The sequence below is a fragment of the Sphingomonas sp. genome (genome assembly GCF_019746665.1).
Lineage (GTDB): Bacteria > Pseudomonadota > Alphaproteobacteria > Sphingomonadales > Sphingomonadaceae > Sphingomonas.
Map to the genome: position 1 here is coordinate 72,498 of NZ_JAIERS010000008.1, position 20,061 is coordinate 92,558.

The 20,061-nt window shown below is 68.1% G+C and carries 22 protein-coding genes and 2 tRNA genes; 8 read left to right on the forward strand and 16 right to left on the reverse strand.

Translation table 11 applies throughout. The annotated features are described in order from the left end of the window. Positions 1 to 21: 21 nt before the first annotated feature. The 5 genes from K2X73_RS07510 to hspQ form a co-directional block, all read right to left on the reverse strand. Positions 22 to 618, reverse strand: coding sequence for a TetR/AcrR family transcriptional regulator (locus K2X73_RS07510; protein WP_294109585.1), 597 nt, complete (start codon positions 616 to 618; stop codon positions 22 to 24). Positions 619 to 707: 89 nt separating this feature from the next. Further along, positions 708 to 1,256 (reverse strand): GNAT family N-acetyltransferase, encoded by a 549-nt coding sequence (locus tag K2X73_RS07515; protein ID WP_294109587.1) that lies wholly within the window; start codon positions 1,254 to 1,256, stop codon positions 708 to 710. A 177-nt stretch (positions 1,257 to 1,433) separates the two neighbouring features. Then, positions 1,434 to 1,706: a 50S ribosomal protein L27 gene (gene rpmA, locus K2X73_RS07520; RefSeq protein WP_294109589.1), complete on the reverse strand. Its 273-nt coding sequence runs from the start codon at positions 1,704 to 1,706 to the stop codon at positions 1,434 to 1,436. A 13-nt stretch (positions 1,707 to 1,719) separates the two neighbouring features. Continuing rightward, positions 1,720 to 2,034 carry a 50S ribosomal protein L21 gene (gene rplU, locus K2X73_RS07525; RefSeq protein WP_294109591.1) on the reverse strand — a complete coding sequence of 105 codons (315 nt, stop codon included), beginning with the start codon at positions 2,032 to 2,034 and terminating at the stop codon, positions 1,720 to 1,722. Between the two features lie 119 nt (positions 2,035 to 2,153). Beyond that, positions 2,154 to 2,531 carry a heat shock protein HspQ gene (gene hspQ / locus K2X73_RS07530; RefSeq protein WP_294109593.1) on the reverse strand — a complete coding sequence of 126 codons (378 nt, stop codon included), beginning with the start codon at positions 2,529 to 2,531 and terminating at the stop codon, positions 2,154 to 2,156. 146 nt (positions 2,532 to 2,677) lie between these two features. Between hspQ and K2X73_RS07535 the strand changes: the two genes are divergently transcribed. Together K2X73_RS07535 and K2X73_RS07540 are read left to right on the forward strand one after the other, a co-directional pair. Beyond that, a tRNA-Ser gene (locus tag K2X73_RS07535) sits at positions 2,678 to 2,767 on the forward strand. Positions 2,768 to 2,825: 58 nt separating this feature from the next. Further along, complete coding sequence (locus K2X73_RS07540) at positions 2,826 to 3,479, forward strand: HXXEE domain-containing protein (RefSeq protein ID WP_294109594.1); 654 nt, start codon at positions 2,826 to 2,828, stop codon at positions 3,477 to 3,479. Here the strand turns inward: K2X73_RS07540 and K2X73_RS07545 are convergent. Both K2X73_RS07545 and K2X73_RS07550 read right to left on the reverse strand, forming a co-directional pair. Continuing rightward, positions 3,463 to 4,410 (reverse strand): NADP-dependent oxidoreductase, encoded by a 948-nt coding sequence (locus K2X73_RS07545; RefSeq protein WP_294109596.1) that lies wholly within the window; start codon positions 4,408 to 4,410, stop codon positions 3,463 to 3,465. The two genes, K2X73_RS07540 and K2X73_RS07545, sit on opposite strands and share 17 nt — an antisense overlap. After that, positions 4,407 to 4,913 (reverse strand): hypothetical protein, encoded by a 507-nt coding sequence (locus K2X73_RS07550; RefSeq protein ID WP_294109598.1) that lies wholly within the window; start codon positions 4,911 to 4,913, stop codon positions 4,407 to 4,409. The genes K2X73_RS07545 and K2X73_RS07550 overlap by 4 nt, the downstream gene beginning before the upstream one ends. 98 nt (positions 4,914 to 5,011) lie before the next feature. Between K2X73_RS07550 and K2X73_RS07555 the strand changes: the two genes are divergently transcribed. Next, positions 5,012 to 5,920, forward strand: coding sequence for a LysR family transcriptional regulator (locus K2X73_RS07555; RefSeq protein WP_294109600.1), 909 nt, complete (start codon positions 5,012 to 5,014; stop codon positions 5,918 to 5,920). A 37-nt stretch (positions 5,921 to 5,957) separates the two neighbouring features. On the opposite strand, the gene K2X73_RS07560 is transcribed toward K2X73_RS07555, so the two are convergent. From K2X73_RS07560 to K2X73_RS07590, 7 genes are all read right to left on the reverse strand, one after another. Next, positions 5,958 to 6,033: transfer RNA gene (locus K2X73_RS07560), tRNA-Glu, on the reverse strand. 62 nt (positions 6,034 to 6,095) lie between these two features. Further along, on the reverse strand, positions 6,096 to 7,844 hold the full coding sequence (recJ, locus tag K2X73_RS07565) for a single-stranded-DNA-specific exonuclease RecJ (protein WP_294109601.1): 1,749 nt from the start codon (positions 7,842 to 7,844) through the stop codon (positions 6,096 to 6,098). Positions 7,845 to 8,061: 217 nt separating this feature from the next. Beyond that, the gene (locus K2X73_RS07570; protein WP_294109603.1) at positions 8,062 to 8,958 is read right to left on the reverse strand and encodes a hypothetical protein; all 897 of its coding nucleotides are present in this window, start codon (positions 8,956 to 8,958) and stop codon (positions 8,062 to 8,064) included. A gap of 23 nt (positions 8,959 to 8,981) precedes the next feature. Further along, on the reverse strand, positions 8,982 to 9,674 hold the full coding sequence (locus K2X73_RS07575; protein ID WP_294109605.1) for a 2OG-Fe(II) oxygenase: 693 nt from the start codon (positions 9,672 to 9,674) through the stop codon (positions 8,982 to 8,984). A gap of 176 nt (positions 9,675 to 9,850) precedes the next feature. Continuing rightward, positions 9,851 to 11,041 (reverse strand): RcnB family protein, encoded by a 1,191-nt coding sequence (locus K2X73_RS07580; RefSeq protein WP_294109607.1) that lies wholly within the window; start codon positions 11,039 to 11,041, stop codon positions 9,851 to 9,853. 96 nt (positions 11,042 to 11,137) lie between these two features. Further along, complete coding sequence (locus K2X73_RS07585) at positions 11,138 to 11,680, reverse strand: (2Fe-2S)-binding protein (RefSeq protein ID WP_294109609.1); 543 nt, start codon at positions 11,678 to 11,680, stop codon at positions 11,138 to 11,140. Next, positions 11,677 to 12,786: a CaiB/BaiF CoA-transferase family protein gene (locus K2X73_RS07590; protein ID WP_294109612.1), complete on the reverse strand. Its 1,110-nt coding sequence runs from the start codon at positions 12,784 to 12,786 to the stop codon at positions 11,677 to 11,679. The genes K2X73_RS07585 and K2X73_RS07590 overlap by 4 nt, the downstream gene beginning before the upstream one ends. A 230-nt stretch (positions 12,787 to 13,016) precedes the next feature. Between K2X73_RS07590 and K2X73_RS07595 the strand changes: the two genes are divergently transcribed. Continuing rightward, the gene (locus K2X73_RS07595; protein WP_294109614.1) at positions 13,017 to 13,385 is read left to right on the forward strand and encodes a DUF559 domain-containing protein; all 369 of its coding nucleotides are present in this window, start codon (positions 13,017 to 13,019) and stop codon (positions 13,383 to 13,385) included. A 76-nt stretch (positions 13,386 to 13,461) separates the two neighbouring features. Here K2X73_RS07595 and K2X73_RS07600 read toward each other — a convergent pair whose 3' ends face one another. Then, positions 13,462 to 14,646: an acyl-CoA dehydrogenase gene (locus tag K2X73_RS07600; RefSeq protein ID WP_294109616.1), complete on the reverse strand. Its 1,185-nt coding sequence runs from the start codon at positions 14,644 to 14,646 to the stop codon at positions 13,462 to 13,464. Between the two features lie 299 nt (positions 14,647 to 14,945). On the opposite strand from K2X73_RS07600, the gene K2X73_RS07605 reads away from it, so the two are divergent. Together K2X73_RS07605 and K2X73_RS07610 are read left to right on the forward strand one after the other, a co-directional pair. Then, on the forward strand, positions 14,946 to 15,767 hold the full coding sequence (locus K2X73_RS07605; protein WP_294109618.1) for a CoA ester lyase: 822 nt from the start codon (positions 14,946 to 14,948) through the stop codon (positions 15,765 to 15,767). A gap of 361 nt (positions 15,768 to 16,128) precedes the next feature. After that, positions 16,129 to 16,905, forward strand: a complete 777-nt coding sequence (locus K2X73_RS07610) for a class II aldolase/adducin family protein (protein ID WP_294109620.1) — start codon at positions 16,129 to 16,131, stop codon at positions 16,903 to 16,905. Positions 16,906 to 16,983: 78 nt separating this feature from the next. On the opposite strand, the gene K2X73_RS07615 is transcribed toward K2X73_RS07610, so the two are convergent. Continuing rightward, positions 16,984 to 18,534: a hypothetical protein gene (locus K2X73_RS07615; protein WP_294109621.1), complete on the reverse strand. Its 1,551-nt coding sequence runs from the start codon at positions 18,532 to 18,534 to the stop codon at positions 16,984 to 16,986. A 221-nt stretch (positions 18,535 to 18,755) separates the two neighbouring features. Here K2X73_RS07615 and nadC point away from each other — a divergent pair, with 221 nt between their 5' ends. Next, complete coding sequence (gene nadC, locus K2X73_RS07620) at positions 18,756 to 19,589, forward strand: carboxylating nicotinate-nucleotide diphosphorylase (RefSeq protein WP_294109622.1); 834 nt, start codon at positions 18,756 to 18,758, stop codon at positions 19,587 to 19,589. Between the two features lie 51 nt (positions 19,590 to 19,640). Continuing rightward, the coding region (locus tag K2X73_RS07625) for a hypothetical protein (protein ID WP_294109623.1) at positions 19,641 to 20,061 on the forward strand (421 nt) is incomplete at its 3' end.

The following is a 20,061-nucleotide window of genomic DNA, read 5'->3' on the forward strand; positions in this document are numbered from 1 at the left end:
GCGGCGGAAGGCGAGGGGCGGCTAGGCGCCGGCCTTTTCCAGCTCGTCGCGCGCGGCGGCGAGCAGGCGGGTGGCGATCGCGCGGGCCATGCCGCGCTCCAGCCCCAGCGCGTTCGCCATCGGCGCGCCGAGCAGCGAATCACCCAGCGCCATCAGCACCAGCATCAGCGTTTCCTCATGCAGCTTGGCCGAATCGAACTGATGCGCGGCGATCAGTTGATCGACCAGCCGCTGGATCGCCTCCAGGATCGGGTCGAGCGCATCGCGATTGCCGGAGAGGATCATCCAGCTCGCGAGCGCTCCAGCACCGCCGCGATCGAACGCGTCGAAGGTCAGCTCCACCACTTCGCGCGGATCATGGTCGCTCGCATGGGCGCGCGCGACGGCGGCGCCGATCGTGCCGACGATGTCGTCCGCCAGATGCGCCATCAGCGCGCGTTGCAGCCCCTCGGCCGAGCCGAAATGGTGGAGCAGATTGGCGTGCGTCCGCCCGATCTGGGTGGCGACGGCCTTCAGCGTCACCGCCTGCGGGCCATGCTCCAGCAACAGCGCGCGCGCCGCCTCGATCGCCATATCGCGCGAGGCTTCGGGGGAAAGGCGGCGGCGGGCGAGCGACATGCTGAAGTTGGTTCCTGGGATTAAAGTCGCGATCTTTCCACGCAAAACCGCCCGGGTGCAATGGTACACCGGGCGGTTAAGGGCTGGGTTCAGGCCGCGATCAGCATCGGGGCTGGATCGCTCTCCGCGAGATCGAGCGCGGAGAGCGCGCACGGCTTGTCCTGCCCCAGCGCGAGGCAGTGGCGCGACACCACGCGGCCGAGCGGGCGGAAGCCGAGCTTCGCCTGCACTCGGCCCGAGGCGGGGTTGTCGATGAAATGCCCCGATTCGAGCCGCCGCAGCCCCAGCGCGTGGCGCGCCATGCCGATCACCGCGCGTCCCGCCTCGGTCGCATAGCCGCGCCCCCAGGCGTCGGGCGTGAGCCAATAGCCGAGCTCGGGCGCGCTCTCGCCGGCATGGATGCCGATCCCGCCGACCAGACGCGGCCGCGCGCCGCCCTCATGCGCCAGGATTAGCAGGCGCAACTCGCGCGGGGGCGTCGGCATGGCGAGGAACGCCGCCGCCTCGGCCTCGCCATAGGGCCAGGGCAGGCGCGCCAGGCAGAACGCGACCTCGGGAAAGGCGATCGCCTTGGCGAGCGCGGGGGCGTCTTCCGCCCAGCCGGGCCGTAACGTCAACCGGGGTGTCCGAGCGAACATGGCTACTCTCCTCTCTCGGTCGCGGCGCCGTGGCACGGTGAAATGACGGCGCGGAGACAGTTTCGGGTCGAGGGAGCATGAAAAAAGGGAGCCGGGGCGATCCGGCTCCCTTTGGTTCGAGTTTCCTGCTGGAAAACCCCGGATCGCCCTGGTGGGCAACCCGGCCGGTTGCCCGTGTTATTCGGCCGCGAGCGGCATAATCGCGTCTACCGAACAGAAGGTTCGGCCAAGTTTACCGGCATGGAAGGTCACGCGGCCGTCGACCAGCGCGAACAGGGTATGATCCTTGCCGATGCCGACATTGCGGCCGGGATAGAATTTGGTGCCGCGCTGACGCACGAGGATGTTGCCCGCGAGCACTTCCTGCCCGCCAAAGCGCTTCACGCCCAGGCGACGACCGGCCGAATCACGACCGTTGCGCGACGAACCACCAGCCTTCTTATGTGCCATTGTCTAAACTCCCTCAGGCCGCCGCGCCGCTCTCACCGATGCCGGTGATGCGCAGGATGGTGTGCTGCTGGCGGTGGCCGTTGCGGCGGCGATAGTTGTGGCGCCGGCGCTTCTTGAACACGATAACCTTCTCGCCCTTGGCCTGGGCGATGATTTCGGCCGAGACGGTGAGGCCGTCGACCGGCTTCAGCTCGGCGCCTTCGCCCGCGAGCAGCACATCGGTGAGCGCGATCGTCTCACCGGCTTCACCGGCGAGCTTTTCGACGACGATCTTGTCTCCGGCGGCGACGCGATATTGCTTGCCGCCCGTGCGCACGACTGCGAACATGGCCTTTAGTCTCTTCCCAAAAAATCGGTTGGCGCCGGGCGAACCCGTCGCGGAAAGGCTGCGCGCATAGCGTGGGAGCGGGGGCGCGTCAATCGGTTCCGCGCCGGAAACGCGCTTGATTAGTGGCGGTGCTCGCGCCGCAGCCGATAGCGGCCCGACTCATAGCCGGTGAACAGCCCCGCGATCGCCGGATGGTGGATCGGCTCCTCGCTATCGTCGAGCACCAGATTCTGCTGGCTGACATAAGCGACATAGCTGCTTTCGCCATTTTCGACGAGCAGATGGTAGAAGGGCTGGTCCTTGCGCGGGCGGATATCGGCGGGAATGGCGGTGTACCATTCCTCGCTATTGTCGAACACCGGATCGACGTCGAAGATCACGCCGCGAAAGTCGAACACGCGGTGGCGCACGACATCCCCGATCGAAAAGCTGGCGTGGGAAACGGGCGGCATCGGCACGCCGGATTTGGGAGAAGCCTGATTTGAAGGGAGCGCCATGGCGAGCAATCTAGTGCGCTTTGCGCGCGGCACAAGCGCCCGCTTGCGCCCGCGATGCGAAAGCGCTATCGGCGCGCGCTCTGATCGACACAGGCGGCGCTGATCGGCGCGCCCAACCTCGGCCCCGAAGTGATCGGGGCACCAGCGGAGAGGTGCCAGAGTGGTCGATTGGGACGGTCTCGAAAACCGTTGTGCCTTCACGGGTACCGTGGGTTCGAATCCCACCCTCTCCGCCATTTCACCCCGTCATTTCGCCCTTGCGCGCGATGCCGGCTGACGGTGATGTCGGGGCCGATGGGGCGATCGCTCTACCGTTGGCTGGCAAGCCACTGGGTGTCGGGCGCGGCGATGATGGCGACTGCGTTGTTGCTGCTGCTCCCGCTGCTCATCCCCGGCTGGCCGCTGCCGCTGCTCCTGATTTTCCTCCATGGGCCGGGCTATATGCTCCATCAGGTGGAGGAACATGCCGGCGACCGATTCCGGCGATACATCAACCAGGTGGTGCTGGGCGGGCGCGAGGGGCTGACGACGCTCGACGTGCTGTGGATCAATCTCGCGGGCGTTTGGGGCGTGAATCTGCTCGCGCTATATGTCGCCGCGTGGGTCGGCCCGGGCTGGGGATTGATCGCCCCTTATCTGATGCTGGTGAACGCGCTCAGCCATCTTGGGGCGGCGGCGCGACACCGCGCCTATAATCCCGGGGTTGGCACCAGCGCGGCCCTTTTCCTGCCGCTCGCGCTGGCGAGTCTCATGCTGATCCCCGCAACCCCCGCGCAGCACGCGCTCGGCCTGGCGGTCGCGGTCGCCGCGCATGGTCTGATCATCGCCAACCTGCTCCGCCGCCTGCGCGCGCTGCGCGTGGCGGAAGTTCAGGCCGCCACCGGGAGCGACGCCATATCGATCACCAAGCGCCAGCGCCCGTCCGCGCCGATCAATCGCCAGCGGTGACGACGATCTTGCCCACCACATGCCCGTCGCGCAGCGCGAGGCAGGCGTCGCGGCCCTGATCGAAGCCAAAGCGCGCGCCGACATTGGCGCGGAGCGTGCCCGCAAGGTACGCTTCCACCACCCGCTGCAGATCGCCGGGCTCGGCCTTCATCCGGCTGAAGATCACCTTGATTCGGTCGCCGAACCGCGAGGGGTCCGGGCCGAACAGGGTGGAGAGCAGCACGCCGCCCTCGGCGACGATCGCGGCGCTCGCGAGCAGCGCGTCGAACATCGAGACCAGATCGACCAATATGTCCACGCCGTCCGGATGGAGCCGCGCGACCGTCGCCGCGAACGGTTCGCTGCTATAGTCGATCGCCTCGGCGGCGCCGTTCAGCGTCACCACCGCCGCGTCGCTCCCCCGCGCCGAGGCGATCACCCGGGCGCCCGCGACCGAGGCGAGCTGGATCAGCGCCAGCCCAACCCCGCCGGTCGCGCCCAGGATCGCGAGCCGCTTGCCCGAAACATCGCCCAGTTGCCGCAGGATGTGGAGCGCGGTGAGGCCCGCCATCGGCAGCGCCGCCAATTCGGTCGCGTCCGCCCAGCTCGGCGCTGCGACGACATGGGCGCTCGCCGGGAGCAGCGCGCGCTTGGCGAGCGCGCCATTCCAGGTGCTCGCGATGATCCGCTGGCCGGGCGCCAGATCGCCCACGCCATCGCCCACCGCCACCACGGTGCCGACGACATCGCTGCCGGGCACGAACGGCATCGGCGCGGGCATCATCTCGCGCATCGCGCCGCTGATGATCTTCAGGTCGAGCGGGTTGAGCGCCATCGCCTCGACATCGATCACGATTTCGCCCGGCCCCGGATCGGCGACGGGATAATCGATCAGCGCGAGATCCTCGACCGCGCCATAATCCTGTACGCCCCAGCCTTTGGTGATGCTCATGCGGTGGTCCTTGCCGGTTTGGAGAGGAGCACGGCGAAGATCGCCGCGTGGCTGACGAGCCAGGCGGGCAGCATCACCGTCAGGATGATCCAGCCGAACGGCCCCAGGATATTGGCGTCATGGATGCTCGGCGTCACTCGCGCGGCGGCGTTCAGATAATCGAGCGTGCCGACCAGGTTGAACAGCCACGCGAAGCCGATCCTGAGCGGCGAGCCCAGCTGGAACAGCGCGAAGCTTACCAGCGCGAGCGCGGCGACCAGCACGTCGCCCGCCATGATCTGGAACAGATAGCCTTCCGAAAATCCCGCCGGCGCCAGATTGAACACCCCCGGCAGCATCGCGGTGAGGCCGAAGAAGCGGAAGAAATGGATCGGCAGCAGCGCCTTCAGATGCGCGTCGCGGCCCCGCGCGACGAGCGACGCGCGCACGCCCCAATAGAGCATCGCGAAGGCGGCGAAGCCAAACCCATAGCCGACGAGGTGGAAATAGGACGACGGCGCCATGGTGATCCCCTGCGGTTGCGTCGCGGCGACGATAGGGGGATTGTGCGAACCGGTTCAACGCCGCAAAACCGCCCTGGATTGTGCCGGAATCGCGAACGATGATCCAATTGGGCGACGCGCGGGTGTTTTTGGAAGTCGCGAGCAGCGGCAGCTTCAGCGAAGCCGCGCGGCGGCTGAAAATGCCCAAATCCTCGGTCACGCGCCAGATCGAGCGGCTCGAAACCACGATTGGCGGCCAGTTGCTCCGCCGCACGACACGAACGGTCGCGCTCACCCCGGCAGGCCATGAGTTCCTGCCCCATGCGCGACGTCTGGTCGACGATGGTATCGAAGCGCAGAACCTGCTGCGCGCGAAGACGATGGGCGCCAGCGGGCTGCTGACGGTATCGGCAACCGCGACCATCGGTCGGCGCTTCCTGGTGCCGCATCTGCCCGCCTTCCGGGCGCGTCATCCTAATGTCCAGCTCGCGATATGGCTCACCCCGGCGCGGATCGAGGTGGGATCGGGGGAAGGGCAGGTCGATGTCGCCGTTCGGCTGCGGGCCTCGGGCGGCCCCGATCTGGTCACCCGCAAGCTTGGCGAGGTCGGCTTCTGGGTGGTCGCGTCCCCTGGCTATGTCGCCGAGCATGGCACGCCCTCCACGCCCGATGCGCTTGGCGACCATGCGATGATCGAACTGGGGCCGCCCAGCAAGGCGCATCAGGTCGAGCTGCGCCGGGGCAAGGAGACGGTGCCGGTCCGCTATCGGCCCATCGTTCAGATCGACGATCCCGACGCGGTGGCGCTCGCCGCCGAAGCGGGGGTGGGGGTGGCGGTGATCCCCAGCTTCATCGCGGCGCCCGCGGCGGCCGCCGGGCGGCTGGTGCGGTTGCTGCCCGACTGGGCGCCCGCGCCGAGCCCGATCAACCTGCTCTACCGCGCCGACATCGCCCCGCAGACGCGGGTCCGGGCCTATGTCGATTATCTGGTGGAGACGATCGGCCAAAGCCAGCCCTGGGCGGTATGACCGGGCGAGGCATCGGTGCTTGTCTGATGAACGCCGATGGTGACCCCTACGGGACTCGAACCCGTGTTTCAGCCGTGAAAGGGCCGCGTCCTAGACCGCTAGACGAAGGGGCCATGCGAATGGCGTGGGCGGGCGGTTAGGGAAAAGCGACGGCGCCGTCAAGCACCCTGCTGCCTCATCCCGCCCAGGCCGCGTCCTCGACGTGAAGCTCGGCGCTGGCGCGGCCCGACCAGTCGTCGATCCGGGCGCGGCCCGCGACCCACAGCCGCCGGTCGCGCGGCGCGCCGAGCAGCGCCTGGCCGAGCGCGCTATCGGCCTGGCGGAAGGCGACGCCCTTCACGCTCGCGCCGTCATCGCCCGCCAATATCGCGCGGACATGGCCCTGGCCCACCACGTCGGCCTTCACCACCCGCACCGGCCCGGCGGCGACGCGCGGCGCGGGCCAGCCCATGCCATAGGGACCGCCGGCCTCCAGTGCCTCGACCAGCGCCGGCGTCACCCCGCGCGGCGCGACGAGCGTATCGACCAGCAGCGCGCGCTCGGCGGTGGCGCGGGCGACGCCCTCGGCGAGGCGTTCCTCGAGAAAGGCTGACAGCGCCGCGATCTGGTCGGCGGCGACGGTGAGCCCCGCCGCCATCGCATGGCCGCCCCCCGCCACCAGCAGCCCCGCCTGCTTCGCCGCGAGCACCGCCGCGCCGAGATCGACCCCCGGCACCGATCGCCCCGATCCCTTGCCGATGCCCGCCTCATCGACCGCGATGACGATTGCGGGCCGCCCAAGTTTTTCCTTCAGCCGCCCGGCGACGATGCCGATCACGCCGGGGTGCCAGCCTTCGCCCGCGACCAGCGCCACCGCGCCGCTCGTCAGCCGCGCCTCGGCCTCGGCCTGGACCGCCGCCTCGATCGCCCGGCGTTCCTCGTTCAGCCGGTCGAGCTCGGCCGCGATCGCGCGCGCTTCGGCGGGATCATCGGTGGTGAGCAGCCGCACCCCGAGATCGGCTTGGCCAACCCGCCCGCCGGCGTTGATCCGGGGACCGAGCGCGAAGCCGAGATCGGTGCAGCTCGGGTCGCGCGTCAGCCGCGCCGCCTCGATCAGCGCGGCGAGCCCGATATTGCGCCGCGCCGCCATCACCTTCAGCCCCTGCGCCACGAACGCGCGGTTGAGCCCGCGCAAGGCCGCCACATCGGCGACGGTGCCGAGCGCGACGATATCGAGCAGCTCGATCAGCCGGGGTTCGGCGCGGTCCACGAAAAAGCCGCGCGCGCGCAGCGTCCGCAGCAGCGCCGCGCCCAGCAGGAACGCGACGCCCACCGCCGCCAGATGCCCATGCGCCGCGCCTTCGGCCTCGTCGAGCCGGTTGGGGTTTACCAGCGCATAGGCCGCCGGCAGCGCCGGGGCGCATTGATGGTGATCGACCACCACCACGTCCACGCCTTCGCCGCGCGCCATCTCCAACGCATCGAACGCCTGCGCGCCGCAATCGACGGTGACGATCAGGCTCGCCCCCTCGCGCGCGAGCCGAACCAGCGCCGCGCCCGAGGGGCCATAGCCCTCCATCAGCCGATCGGGGATATAGGCGACCGGCCGCAACCCGAGCGCGCGGAGCAGCCGGATCATCAGCGCGGCCGAGGTGGCGCCATCGACATCATAATCGCCGAACACCGCGACCTGCTCGCCCGCGATCACCGCGGCGGCAAGGCGCTCGGCGGCGCGGTCCATGTCGCGAAAGATCGACGGATCGGGCATGAACGCGCGGATGCTCGGCGCGCGGTGGTCGGCGAGCGCGTCGCGCGGGGCGCCGCGCGCGAGCAGGAGCTGGGTGACGAGATCGTCGCCGCTTACCCCCGCGCGCGCGTCCACCTCCAGCGCGCGCCAGCGCCATGCCTGGCCGAGCAGCGATTGGGTGATGTTGAGGACGTGCATCGTCGTCCGAGCTTAGCGCGGGCGCGGCGGATGAGCGAGGGGCGGGGCGGGGGTTATCCCCAGGAATCGGGCTTGACGGGCAAGCATCAAGGCGCCGTCAAGCCCCTCCCCCTTGGGGGAGGGGTTGGGGTGAGGGCGATCAGCGCGGTGCCCTGGTTGCTTTGACCCACCCCAACCCCTCCCTTTCAGGGAGGGGGTTTTCCTATGGTCCAACGCCCTACCGCACCGCCGTTCGCCCGGCCTTGTCGTCTTCCGCGCGGGCGATCAGGCGCTGGGCGCGGTCGATGCCGGTGTTGAAGTCCACCGCGTCGCGCGGGCGCAGATCGCGGGCGCGTTGATAGGCGGCCAGCGCCCCGCGATAATCGCCCGCCGCCTCGGCGCAGAGCCCGGTGTCGTAAGCCACCGCGAAGTGCGGCACCTCGCGGTCCAGCGCGGCGAGCGCGGCGCAGGCGCCGGGCATGTCGCGCTTGGTTTGGGAAATCGCCTCCTTGAAGCGCTGCCCCACCTCCTTCGCCAGCCCGTCGCGGCTTTCGTAGAAGCGCAGGCTGTACGTTTGGGTATAGGGGGTGATGTCGTGCGCGACCTCGCCGGCGATATCGTCCACCATGCCGCGCACCACGCCCTCGATCGGGCCGGGGCGGCTGTCGCCCGGGCAATAGATCACCTCGTCATGCCGGGTCTTGCGCGCCGAATAGAGCACGTCGCCGCGGCGCGTGTCGGCGATGCGCAGATCGGCGATCAGATCGACCGCGCGGCGGTTGCAGATCAGCTTCACCTGCTCGCGCTTGGTGCATTGGTCACCGTTCTTCTGAGTGCATTGCTCGCGCTGCTGTTCGACCCGGCCCTCGTTGATCTCGGTCGCGACATCGCCGCTGATGCCGGCATCGGCGGGCGCGCCGCCCAGCACCACCTCGCGCCCCGCGCTCCCCAGCGCGCGTTCGAGCGCGAAGGCGAGCGCGCGGCCGTCGGTACCCGTCACCCGATCGACCGAGATGCGCCGGATATAGCCCGCCTCGCGATTAGGCGCGGGAAAGCGGCCGGTGATCGAAATCGTCTCGGCGGCGGCTGGTACGGCGATTCCCAGCGCGATCAACGCGATCCGATATTGGCGCATTTCGTCCCCCCTTCATGCTTGGTTCAATAAGGTAGCCACCGCCCCTCGCGGAACCATTTGGTCACGACATATTTCACCCCCGCGACGACCGGCATCCCTTCATGCAGCGTCAGGCCGTTGGGGCTGCCATCGGCGGCCATGTTGTTCCAAATCAGCAGCAGGCCCGCCTTGGGCGCGACGCGGATGCCGGCCTGGGGGAACCAGGTGGCGCCGCCTTCCTCGACATCGTTGAGATAGATCATCGCGGTCCAGGTGCGCTGGCCGCCATCCTGCTTCACCCGCTCCCAATAGCCTTCGCTTTCGAAGAAATAATCATGGTGCGCGCGGAATTGCTGGCCCGGCGCATAGCGCTGGCCCTGGATCGTCTCCCCGCTCGCCAGATCGATGCCGAGCAGGTGCGAGATTGCCTCGTCGATCGGCTGGACGAGCGGCGAATAGCGATCGAGGTCGCAGCTTTCGGAGGTGCGGAAGCCATATTGCGGATTGTCGCTGAGCACGGTCGAGGGGCGGCGGCCGGCGTCGATCAGCGCGATCAGCTGCGCGCAGCCGACCGGATCGAGCCAGTTCTCGGCATAATAGGCCTGCACCCCCGGCACCTCGATCCGGGTGACGCGGGGATCGGCGTCGAGCCGGGCGCCGACCTGCGCGCCGATATGCGCGCGCAAGGGGGAGGTTTGGGGGGCGGCTTTGGCGCGTGGTTTGAACGGGTTGAGCATCGCCCCCGATTTTCGCCACGCCCGGCCAAAATGCAAGCTTGGCCGGGGGGCGTCTTTGGTTGGCGGTACCGGCCCGCTCCCTCACCCGGCCACCTATATAATACTGCCGTTGGGTGGCCGGGCGGGGGAGCGGGCCGGGGCCGAGAATGTGCCAGCGGCGCATTCCCGCCCAGCGCTCACCAGAAGATATCGTAGATCACGTCGATCACTTCGCCCGTATCCACGTCCACCAGCAGTGCGTCGTTATAATAGCGCACCCATTGATAGGGGTAATAAGCCGGCGGGAGGTGGTAGTAATAGGGGTCGCCGATCCAGTATTGCTGATCGAAGAAGAAGGGTTGCAGCGTGATGCCGACGCTGAACCGGCGATAGCCATAGCCCCAGCCATAGGGCGCGCGATAGGGCGGCTGGCGGAAGATGAAGCGGTTGTCGCTCCGCCACCCGCGCCAGTCATAGCGGTTGTCGCGCCGCCAATCGCGGTTCCAGTCGCGATAGCCGTTGTTGAAGCCGCGATCATAACCATTGCCGAAGCCGCGATCGTAGAAGCGGCGGTTGTTGTCGAACTGGCCAAAGCCCTGGCCGCGCCCACGATTGTTGAAATCGCGGTTGTTCCAGTCGCGATTGTTGAAGTCGCGATTGTTCCAATCACGATTGCGGTTCCAGTCGCCGCGATCCCGGTTCCAGTCGGGCCGGCCGTTATTGCCGTTCCAGTCGGGGCGCGGGTTGCGGTTCCAATCCGGGCGGTTCCAGTCGGGGCGGTTGCCGTTCCACTGTGGCCGGCCGGCATTGCCATCGGGGCCGCGATCCCCGCGCCAGCCGTCGCGCTGGCCGAAATTGGCGGGCGGCGTCGATTGGCCGGCCCCTGGCCGGGTCACTGGCGGGGTGAAACCGCCCCGGTCGCGCCAGCGTTGGCCGAAATCGCGTTGCCCGAGGCTGGGCGGGGTGGAGGGGGCAAAGCCGCCACCCCCCGCCGGCGGCGTGGGTGGGGTCGCGCCGGCGAAACCGCCGCCGCCCGCGCCGCGATCCCGCCAGCCGCCGCCCCGGTTGAAGCCACCGCCATTGAAGCCACCGCCCTCGCCCGGATTGGGGCGGAAAGCGGGGCCGCGCTCGGCTGGCTCGGGCGCGCGCGGGGCTTGCTGGAAGGCAACTGGCGGCTGCGGCGCGACCGGCTGCGGGCGCGGCGCATCGAAGCGCGGCTGGAAGCTCGGCCGGCCACCGCCCTCGAAAGTGCCGCGCGGCACCTCGGTGCGCGGCAGCCCGCGCCGGGCGCCGTCGCTGTCCGACATCTGAATGTCCTCGATCCCTTGCGCGAGCGCGGCGCTGGGAAGCGCCAGGCCCAACATCAACGCCACGATCCGCTTACGCATCGTCTTTCTCCAAGGCCCAGGCTCGGGCCATGACCACGGCAATGCGCCCGCCGCGATGAGCCGTGGCTGAATTGCGGTGTCAGCTTTGCGACAGAATCACTTTTTGGGCGGGGTGAGCGCGGGCACCAGCTTCGCCGCATCCTCGGGCGAGATATTGGGGCGGGGCGGCCCCTGCACGGTTTCGTCCCCCCGCTGGATGCGCGCGGCGAGCTGCACCGCCTCGATCACACGGGGATAGACGCCGCAGCGGCAGATATTGGTGATCGCGGCTTCGATCTCCTCCTCGCTCGGGTCGCGGTTCTTCTTGAGCAGCACCGCCGCCGCCATGATCATGCCGGGCGTGCAGAAGCCGCATTGCACCGCGTTCTTCTCGATCCACGCCTGCTGCACCGGATGATCGCGCTCGCGCGACAGCGCCTCGATCGTGGTGACGAAGCTGCCTTCGATCGCGCCGATCGGGGTGACGCAGGCACGCACCGCTTCGCCATCGAGCTCGACCGTGCAGGCGCCGCAATCGCCGGTGCCGCAGCCATATTTGGTGCCGGTGAGGTTGGAGGCGTCGCGCAGCGCCCAGAGGAGCGGCGTGCGCGGATCGAGCTTATATTCGACCGGCTGATTGTTGACGGTGAACTTGGTCATGGCCGCCTCGGGCTGGGGAGGTCGCTCACCATCCGCGCGCCGTCGATCACGATCGGGCTGGCGACGCCGGGCAGGCCGTCGCGGGTGATGGCGAGGCCGCGCGCGCGAACTTGCGGGTCGGCGAAGACTTCGGCGACATTGTTGATCGGCCCGGCGGGAACGCCGACTTGCTCCAGCGCCTCATAAAGATCGGCCTTGCGCCAGGTGACGATCACGGCGGTGAGCGCGGCGATCAGCGCGGCGCGGTTTTCGACGCGCGCGGGGTTGGTCGCGAAGCGCGGATCGGCGGCGAGCGGCAGGCCGAGCACGCCGCACAGCTTGGCGAACTGCCCGTCATTCCCCACCGCCACGATCAGCTCGCCATCCGCGCAGGCAAAGGCCTGATAGGGGACGAGGTTCGCGTGGCCATTGCCCATCCGGTGCGGCACCTGGCCGCTCGCCATCCAGTTGAGCGCCTGGTTGGCGAGCACCGCCACCTGCGTGTCGAGCAGCGCCATGTCGATATGCGCGCCCTGGCCGGTCGCATCGCGCTGGCGCAACGCGGCGAGGATCGCGACGGCCGAGTAAACGCCGGTGAAGATGTCGGCATAGGCGATGCCCGACTTTTGCGGCGCGCCATCGGGCTCGCCGGTCAGCGACATGATGCCGCCCATGCCCTGGATGATGAAGTCATAGCCCGCGCGGTGGGCATAAGGGCCGCTCTGCCCGAAGCCGGTGATCGAACAGGTGATGAGGCGCGGGTTGATCGCGCTGAGGCTCGCATGATCGAGCCCATATTTGGCGAGCCCGCCGACCTTGTAATTCTCGATCACGACATCGGCGTCTTTGACCAGGTCGCGGATCTGTTGCTGCCCCTCGGGCGAGGTGATGTCGATCGCGAGCGCGCGTTTGCCGCGATTGGCCGCGTGGTAATAGGCGGCGTCGAGGTTCTCGCCTTGGGGGCCGGTGAGGAAAGGCGGCCCCCAATGCCGGGTATCGTCCCCCGCGCCGGGGCGCTCGACCTTGATCACCTCGGCGCCCAGATCGGCGAGCAGCTGCCCGCACCACGGCCCGGCGAGAATGCGCGCGAGTTCGATGATTTTCAGGCCGGATAGGGGGCGGGGCATGGGGGCTTGGTCGTCTTGAGGGGCGGCGGGGTCAAGAAGAAAGAGCCCTCACCCAACCCTCTCCCGCAAGCGGGAGAGGGCTAACGGGTAGACACCTCGCGCTTAAAAAGCCCTCTCCCGCTGGCGGGAGTTCCAGGTAAACCGTGCCCCGCACGGTTTAGGATCGTCCGGGGGACGATCCGACCTGGAACTGGTTGGGTGAGGGCCTTCTCCTTGTTAACTCCTCACCCATGCCCATCGGCCGCACCAACCCCAACGCACGCCGGCTCCGGCGCGACGCCACGGACGTCGAGCAGCGCTTCTGGCTCGCGGTGCGCGATCGGCGGCTGGGTGGGTTCAAGTTCCGCCGGCAGGTGACGATCGGGCCGTTCGTCGCGGACTTCGCCTGCATCGAGCGCCGCCTGGTCGTGGAACTCGATGGCGGGCAGCATGACCAGGAAGCGGACGCGGCGCGAACCGCCTATCTCGAAGGACTGGGTTGGCGCGTGATGCGGTTCTGGAACAATGACGTGGTGGAGAACTGGGAAGGGGTGCTGCAGGTGGTGTTGGCGGAATTGAACAAGTCACCCCACCCTCTTCCGCACGCGGGAGAGGGCTAAGAAGTAGCGAGGTATCGCTGCAAAAGCCCTCTCCCGTTTACGGGAGAGGGTTTGGGTGAGGGCCTTTCTTCTCCCTCTAAAACGCCCCGATCCCCGTAATCGCCCGCCCGAGGATCAGCGCATGAACATCATGCGCGCCCTCATAGGTATTCACCGTCTCGAGATTCATCAGGTGGCGCATCACCTGATATTCGGCCGAAATCCCGTTGCCGCCGTGCATGTCGCGGGCTTGCCGCGCGATGTCGAGCGCCTTGCCGACATTGTTGCGTTTGACGATCGAGATCATCTCGGGCGCGAATTTGTGCGCGTCCATCAGCCGGCCGACCCGCAGGCTCGCCTGCAGGCCCAAGGCGATCTCGCTCGCCATGTCGGCGAGCTTCTTCTGATAGAGCTGGTTGGCCGCCAGCGGGCGCCCGAACTGCTTGCGATCAAGGCCATATTGGCGCGCGGCGTGGTAGCAGAACTCCGCCGCCCCCATCGCGCCCCACGAAATCCCGTAGCGCGCGCGGTTGAGGCAGCCGAACGGACCTTTTAGCCCCTGCACATTGGGCAGCAGCGCGTCCTCGCCGACCTCGACGCCCTCCATCACGATCATGCCGGTGATCGAGGCGCGCAAGCTCAGCTTGCCCTCGATCTTGGGCGTCGACAGGCCCTTCATGCCCTTTTCCAGCACGAAGCCGCGAATGCCGCCGCCATGCGCGTCTGACTTCGCCCACACCACGAACACGTCGGCGATCGGCGCGTTCGAGATCCATGTCTTGGTGCCCGACAGGCGATAGCCGCCGTCGATCTTTTCGGCGCGGGTCAGCATTCCGCCGGGGTCGGAGCCGGCATCGGGCTCGGTGAGGCCGAAGGCGCCGATCTTCTCGCCGCTCGCCAGGCCGGGCAGGTGGCGGCGGCGCTGCTCGTCCGAGCCGTATTCATGGATCGGGAACATCACGAGGCTCGACTGCACGCTCATCATCGAGCGGTAGCCCGAGTCGATGCGCTCGATCTCGCGCGCGATCAGGCCGTAGGACACATAGCTCGCGCCGACGCCGCCAAATTCGGCCGGGATGGTCGGGCCGAGCAGGCCGACGCGGCCCATGTCGCGGAAGATGTCGGGGTCGGTCGTCTCATGGTTGAACGCGTCGATGATGCGCGGGGCGAGCGCGTCCTGGGCGAAGGCCTGCGCGGTGTCGCGGATCGCGCGCTCCTCGTCGCTCAGCTGATCGTCGAGGAAGAAGGGGTCGGCCCAATCGAACCTGCTCATCGCGGTCATCTCGTCTCTCCTTGATGGGTGCGATGCCGTGTGGGGCGGAGCGTGTCTAGGGGGAGAAGCGCACGGAGCGCCGGGAGGGCGCAGGGGCGCGCTGGCGGCTGGGCTCCGGCCTTCGCCCCGGCGGGCATGGGGAGCGCGAGCGGTTCCTTCCCGCCTTCCCCGGCGAAGGCCGGGGGCCAGTCGCGGCGGCCGATGCCCGGTTCAAGCAACATGGCTGCCCGCGCTGATACTGGGCCCCGGCCTTCGCCGGGGAAGGGGGTGGGTTGCATCCACGCGGCACTTCCCGCCACTGTTCGCGCATGACTCGTCCCTGCCGCTCGGCCCTGTTCCTGCCCGCGTCCAACCCGCGCGCGATCGAGAAGGCGCGGGGGCTGGCGTGTGACGCGGTGATCCTCGACCTGGAGGACGCGGTCGCCCCCGAGGCCAAGGCGGACGCGCGGACGGCGGCGGTGGCGGCGTGCCGCGCGGGGTTTGGCGCGCGGCGCACGGTGCTGCGGATCAACGCGCTCGACACGCCCTGGGGTGCCGACGACCTCGCCGCGGCGTTCGATCTGCCGGTGGACGCGGTGCTCGTGCCCAAGGTGCGCGATGGGGCGGAGGCCTCGCGGTATCGCGGCGCGCTCGCCGGGCCGGCGCTGTGGGTGATGATCGAGACCGCGCGGGCGCTGAGCCAGCTCCAGCCGATCGCCGATGCGGTGGGGGCGGGCGGGGGCCTGGTGGTCGGCACCAATGACCTCGCGCTCGAGCTGCGCTGCGCCGGGCGTGCGGCACTGGCGCCGGTGCTGCCGCTGGTGGTCGCGGCGGGCCGCGCGGCGGGGGCGTTGGTGCTCGACGGGGTGCGCAATGATTTCAGCGATTTGGCAGCCTTCGCCGCCGAGGCGCGCGAGGGCGCGGCGCTGGGCTTTGACGGCAAGACGCTTATCCACCCGGCGCAGATCGACCCGTGCAACGCGGCTTTCTCCCCGAGTGCCGAAGCGGTCGCGCGGGCGCGGAGCGTGGTCGCGGCGTTCGCGTTGCCCGAGAATGCGGGCAAGGGCGCGATCCGGCTCGACGGGCGGATGGTCGAGCGGCTGCATCTGGCCGACGCGGAGCGCGTGCTGGCTTTGGCCGGCTTGGGTTAGGTTTTCGGTTCACGCGGAGGCGCGGAGGCGCGGAGGGTTTTTTGGTTCACGCGGAGGCGCAAAGGACGCAGCGGGAGGGCGCGGAGGGAGGCGTGGCACTTTGGCCCGCGCCGCAGGCGCTTCAAGGAACGAGGATTGAAGGCGCTTCGCGCGCGCATCGTCCCCCGCGTCCTCTCTGCGTTCTCTGCGCCTCTGCGCCTCTGCACAAACCATTCTTCTCCTCCGCGTCTCCGCGCCTCCGCGTGAACCCCTAAAGCGCCGCCCCAGGCGCGCCCGCCCCCGCTTGTCCCCACCCGCCCGCGCGCTTAATCTGCCGCCATTGGCGCGCCCCCGCCGGCGCCGCCCGATAGGAGAACAGCCCGTGGCCACCTTGCTCAAGCCCGCCAGCGTCCGCGACCAGGTCAGCCCCGAGGAGTGGCAGTTGCGCATCGATCTCGCCGCCGCGTACCGGCTGGTGGCGCTTTACGGGTGGGACGATCTGATCTTCACCCATCTTTCCGCGCGCGTGCCGGGGCCGGAGCATCATTTCCTCATCAACCCCTATAACCTGATGTTCGAGGAGATGACCGCCTCGGCGCTCGTCAAGATCGATGTCGAGGGCAATCAGGTGTTCGGCGAGCCGGCGCCGGTGAACCGCGCGGGGTTCGTGATCCACTCGGCGATCCACATGGCGCGCGAGGATGCGCAGGCGGTGATGCACCTCCACACGCCCTATGGCCAGGCGGTGTCGGCGATGGCGGACGGGCTGCTGCCGCACACCCAGACCGCGATGATCGCCGCGCACGACATCGCCTATCACGACTATGAAGGCATCGCGACCGACCTGGGCGAGCGCGAGCGGCTCGTCGCCGATCTGGGCGAAAAGAACGCGATGATCCTGCGCAACCACGGCACGCTCGCGGTGGGGGCGAGCGTCGCCCAGACGTTCATCCGGTTATACTTCCTGGAGCGCGCCTGCGAGGCACAGGTCCACATGCTGAGCGCCGGGCGCGACGGCCTGAACAACCCGCCGCAAGGGGTGGAGCATAAGGTGAAGGAACAATCGAGCGGCGCGGGGATGGCGATGCTCGCCCAGGGGCTGGCCTGGCCGGCGCTGCTGCGCAAGCTGGACCGGGTTAATCCGGGATATGGGGGGTGAGGACGGATTCTGGGCCGGGAGGGGACTGCCTGATCGCGGATGGCAAAGCTTGAAAAGCTGCCATTCAGCGCATGATTGTCAGCTGGCCCCAGTTCGCCGATGCGCCGGCATATCTGCGATGATAATCTGCTGCGTTTGCTCATCCCAGCCATAGTAAATTCTCAGGCAATGCTCCGGTGCCCGAGTGTTCCCACCGGTCTTCACATGCCAATCGGCGTTCAGTCGTTGCCCTTGCCACTCGAATGCGAATGTGTCGTGGCCGCAAGGAGCGTTGCGGATGCCATCCTCGACAGGCTCGTCACGGAGCGAACCGCCGCCTTCCAAAAAGCGCTGGCGACATTTTCCGGCCAGCCACAGCAGGCAACGTGCCGCCTGTTCCACATCCGCGTATAGAGCCTTCTTGCAGGTGCGTCGGGCCGCTCCGGTGAGCGCCACTCGTCCCACCAGTGCCGAGTCAGTCCAGTCCTCGAAGTCGGCCCATTGTTGTGGCAAGCCTTGCAACTCCCCGTCGGCGGGACTCGCATCGGCGAGTTTTGCTAACAGGCTTTGAACACGTATGATCGCATTTCGTTCGCGTCGCTCGGCCTCTTCGGCCCGCAACAGGGCGGCTTCTGCTTCATCGGTCCAGCCTTTAGCCTCCTGTTTAGCCTCGTCCCGCTCAGCCTCAAGGGCTTGAATCCGGGAGGCTGCTGCCTTCAGTTGCTGCTCATCGCTGGCGCCGCTGCTCGCCAGCCGGTCCTGCTCCGCCTTCCGCGCAAAGCTGCGCAGTTGCGCGAATGGCAAGATATCCTCTCCGAGGCGGACCGCACGCGTGCTGAACTGCGCTATGCGCGCTCTGATTTGGCGATCGACAAGGGCCGCATCTTCAATGCTCGCCAGCCTTGCGCCAAGCCAGAGCGGGTGCGCAAAGGGGTCTGCGTCGACATCAAATCTTGGCATGTAGATGCGCACCCCGCGATCGAACACCGACAGGCGCTTGCCGAACCGGTCGGTAAGCGCCCAAGATGTTTCCGGCAGGATCGCGACAATATCGGCCAGCCCGCAAAGGCCTGATGCCAGCTTGTCTAGATCAATCGTTAGCGCCGGATTAGCTCTGTCTGTTACCGAGAAGACAACTACCGGCAGTCGGCGTGATGGGGCGGCCAACAGGCGTAGAAGCTCGTCCTGCGCCTCCTCATCCCCGATGTACCATGGAGCTGACGACAGGGCCCGGCCGCCGCTAGTCAGACCAACGGTATTGGTCAATTGCAGGACATATCCGGGTGCGGCGGGAGAAACTTCAAGTTCAGCCTCCCCGCTACCCACTGTCAGGCGTGCAGCGAAGCGCGGCGACTTGTTTGGCGCGCGCCATAGGATTGCCTCTGAGGTCCAGATGCGACCTGCTACCGTTTTGTCAGGGTCTTCCTGACGAAGAGCCCAAGCGTGAATTTCGGGCAGATCAACCTCGACCGCACTGCTGTTGCGACCAGCCGCAAGCAATTCAAAGCTCCGTCCTGCCATGGCGTCGTGGGAAAGCTGGCCACCGCTGCGCTTTTGCGCCCACCTAAGAATTTCGGTACGCGCTCTACCGAATGCGCCATCTTCGCTTGGCAGGTCGGCGGCGATATGGAGAACCTGATGCTCGCGCACCGTTCGGGCGGAAAGTGGTGCAAGAGCTTCTCGAAACGTGTCCACCGGCAGATACCTCCCAGACAATCTCCACGAGGATCAGTGTTAGCCTTCTCGCGTTTCTAGGCAACGGCAGCGATTCCGCTGCCCGCGCTAGATGACTAACGACCGCATGGGGCGCGCGAACCTTCCATCCCCTCCACCCTTCCCCCAACACCCCACCTCATGCCAATAGCCCCCGCATGATCCCCGGCTTCGACCTCCCCGCCTTCATCGCCGCCACCCTCGCCGAAGACCTCGGCGCGGGCGATGTCACCGCCGCCGCCGTCATCCCGCCCGACGCGCGCTTCTCCGCGCTGATGAACAGCCGGGAGGCGATCACCGTCGCCGGGCTGCCGCTCGCGGAAGGGTTTTTCCGGGCACTCGATCCGGGCGTCCAGGTCGAGCGGCTGGTGGCGGAGGGCGCGCAGGTTGCCCCCGGCGCGGCGCTGATGCGGCTGAAGGGCCAGGCGCGCGCGCTGCTCAGTGCCGAGCGGTCGGCGCTCAACACGGTGCAGCATCTGTCGGGCATCGCCACGCTCACGCGACGCTATGTCGATGCCATCGCGGGCACCGGCGCGACGCTCCTCGATACGCGCAAGACGCTGCCGGGTCTGCGGCTGCTGGAGAAATACGCCACGCGGATGGGGGGGGCGACCAACCACCGCATGGGGCTGTGGGACGCGGCGATGATCAAGGATAATCACGTCGCGGTCGCGGGATCGGTGGAGGAAGCGGTCGCGCGCGCGGTGGCCGCCGGGATCGCGCGGATCATCGTCGAGGTCGACCGGCTCGATCAGATCGAACCCGCGCTCGCCGCCGGCGCCACCCATCTGCTGCTCGATAATATGCCGCCCCCGGTGCTGCGCGAGGGCGTGGCGATCGTCGGCGGGCGGGTGCCGACCGAAGCCTCGGGCGGGGTGCGGCTCGAGACGATCCGCGCGATCGCCGAGACGGGGGTGACCTATATCAGCGTCGGCCGCCTGACCCAATCAGCACCCGCGGCCGATATCGGGCTCGATTTCACACTCGATTAAGCCGCCGGGCTCGTTTAGCCTGACGATCGGCAACGGGCCTGGAGGGCGGTAATGCAGCGACCGGCATCGATCCGGCGGTTCGAACGCTTTTATTGGGCGCACATGCTGCTGGGGCTGGTGAACAGCGTGATCGCGCTGTGGATATTCCCCAGCGCCGCGTTGAGCGGGATCATGGCCGGGTCGGACGGCATAGTGGGGCGGCTGAGCGGGGCGGCGGTCGCGCTGCCGTTCATCACGCAGGTGCTGCTGTGGTACCTGATCGCGCGGCGCGGCAATCTGCTCGCCAAATATGTGCTGGCGGGCCTCACCGGGCTCAACCTGCTGGGGGCGGCGTATGGCATGGTGGGGCTGATCACCGGCAAGGCAGGGGTGCTGCTAATCGCGCTGGTCGCGTCGCTGAGCTGCCCCCTTCTGAGTGGTCCATCGACTATGAGAGTCTGGATCAAGGAAGGGACGACGAATGCCTGCCAAG